2 protein-coding genes are annotated in these 2,270 nt (G+C 69.0%); both read left to right on the top strand.

Annotated features, from left to right (window positions below):
• On the top strand, positions 1-1,791 hold a 1,791-nt coding region (locus tag I55_RS17590; RefSeq protein WP_252181194.1), incomplete at its 5' end, for a GGDEF domain-containing protein.
• Positions 1,792-1,928: 137 nt separating this feature from the next.
• On the top strand, positions 1,929-2,270 hold a 342-nt coding region (locus I55_RS17585), incomplete at its 3' end, for a hypothetical protein (RefSeq protein ID WP_044561884.1).

Here is a 2,270-nt window from a genome sequence, read left to right as displayed (position 1 = left end):
CCGGCAGGATCCCCCGGGGCAGGGCGCCGCCGGACGGTTCCGCCACCGGTGCCCGTTTCCGGGATGGAGGAGGGGATGCCGGCCGGCTTGCCACCCCGCTGGCGCGACGTGNTGGCGCACCTGCATCCGGTGTTCCAGCCCATCGTCCAGGCGCGCACCGCCCGGGTGCACGGGCATGAGGCCCTATTGCGCGGGGTGGAGGCGGCGGGCTTCGCCGACCTGGCGGCCCTGTTCCAGGCGGCGGTGGACGATGGCGTGCTGCCGGCGCTCGAGGCGCACATCCAGGCGGCGGCCGTGACCGCGTTCCTGGCGGCGGGCGGCACGGCCGACGTGCGGCTGTTCCTGAACCTCCATCCCCTGGCCCAGGGCAAGGTGCCGCCGCCGCCGCAAGGGGAACATCTGCATCTGGTCTATGAGGTGACGTCCGGCACTGTGGCTCTGGCCACCCGCGCCGGCCGGGATGGCGGCGATCGCCGGGGCCGCGTCGACGTCGCCTTCGACCGCTTTGGCGTGGGCATCGCGGATTTTCAGCGCTTGCTGGCCAGCCCGCCCAGCTACGTGAAGATCGACCGCACCTTCGTCAACGGCGTGGACGGCGACCAGGCCAAGCGCGCCCTGCTGGGCCAGTTGATCGGCAGCGCCCACGCCCTGGGCTTGGCCACCATCGCCGTGGGCGTGGAAACCTCGCGGGAGTTCTATGTCTGCCGCGACATGGGCTGCGATCATGTCCAAGGCTTCCTGCTGGGACGCCCGGGCACCGGCCCCCTGGCTGAAACCAGTGAGATCGCCGAGTCCTTGACGCGCAACGACCGCCGCCGTCCCTCCGACGCCCGTCAGCGGCTGTTCGAGCTGATCGAGCGCATCGCCCCCCTGCCGCTGGAGGCGCCCAAGGCCAAGCTGCTGGAATATTTCGGCAACCTGGCGGCGCCGCCGGTGGTGCCGGTGGTGGACAGGGCGGGTGTGCCCCGCGGCCTGATTCGCGAGCGCCATCTGAAGCCCTTCGTCTATTCCCGTTACGGCACGGAACTGCTGCGCAACCGCTCCTTCGGGAACACGCTGAAGGACTTCATCATTCCCTGCGCGGTCTGCGACATCGGGACGCCCCTGGAACGGGTGATCGAGCTGTTCGCGGAGGCGGCGGACAGCGATGGCGTCATCATCGTCGAAGGGGGCGAGTATGTCGGCTTCCTCAGCAGCCAGTCGCTGGTGCGCCTGCTGCATGAACACCGCCTGGCCTCGGCCGTGGACCAGAATCCCTTGACCCGCCTGCCCGGCAACAATGCCATCACCGCCCAGGTGGAAACCCTGGTGGCGGATACCGAGCGCGACCACGTTCTGGTCTACCTGGACTTCGATAACTTCAAGCCATTCAATGATTATTTCGGCTTCCGCCAGGGTGATCGGGCCATCCTGATGTTCAGTGAGCAGTTGAAGGTGCAGGCGGCGGCCCTGGGCGGCTTCGTCGGCCATATCGGCGGCGACGACTTCTTCCTGTCCTGCAGCGGCCTGGCCGCGGACCGGGTGCGGGAACGCCTGGCGGCCTTCCTGGTCCGCTTCCGGTCGGATGCCGAAAGCCTGTATGATGTGGAAACCCGGGAACGCGGCTGGTTCGAGGCCAAGGACCGCGAGGGCCGCATGCGGCGCTATCCCCTGCTGCGGGTCAGCGCCGTGATGGTGCCGCTTCTGGCTGGTGCCGCCCGGCCGGGCCTGGAAACACTTGTGGAACTGATCGCGGTCCATAAAACTGCGGCGAAGGCGGCGCCCGACAACCTGTACCTGGTGGCAGGATGACGGAGCTGGCCGTCAGCCGGGCCGCCCCGGTCGTGGGGCGCCCATCGGGACATCGGACTTTCAGGGCGCTACTCTCCTTGGTCAGGTACTCTTTTCACAACGCGGCGGGCGATCCGGCCGGATCGGGTTCCGGCGCGGTGCCTGATGGCACCCCCACCGACGGTCTGGCGGACGACTCGCTGACCGGCGCGCCGGCGCTATCGCCCTCGGCAGGGTCCGCGGGCGCGGACAGACGGGACGACAATGGCCCGGTGGTGGCCGGTTCCCGGTTCCATTGGTCGTTCTGGTCATCCTTGTCCTTCAAGGAAGGCGTGCGCGGCGCCATCGCCGCGTTGCTGATCGGCTTCGCCTTTTCGGCGGTGGAGATCGGCTGGGCCGCCAGCCGCGAGCGGGGAAAGGTCCTGACCATCATCGATGACATCGCGGCGCAGGTTGAAGGCAGCGCCGCGATCGCCGCCTGGAACCTGGACGCGCAGCTG

Source organism: Azospirillum sp. B4 (genome assembly GCF_000333275.1).
In the GTDB taxonomy this organism is placed as follows: Bacteria; Pseudomonadota; Alphaproteobacteria; order Azospirillales; family Azospirillaceae; genus Nitrospirillum.
Note: the sequence above shows the minus strand (reverse complement) of the source record. Positions and strands in the feature narration are given on the sequence as shown.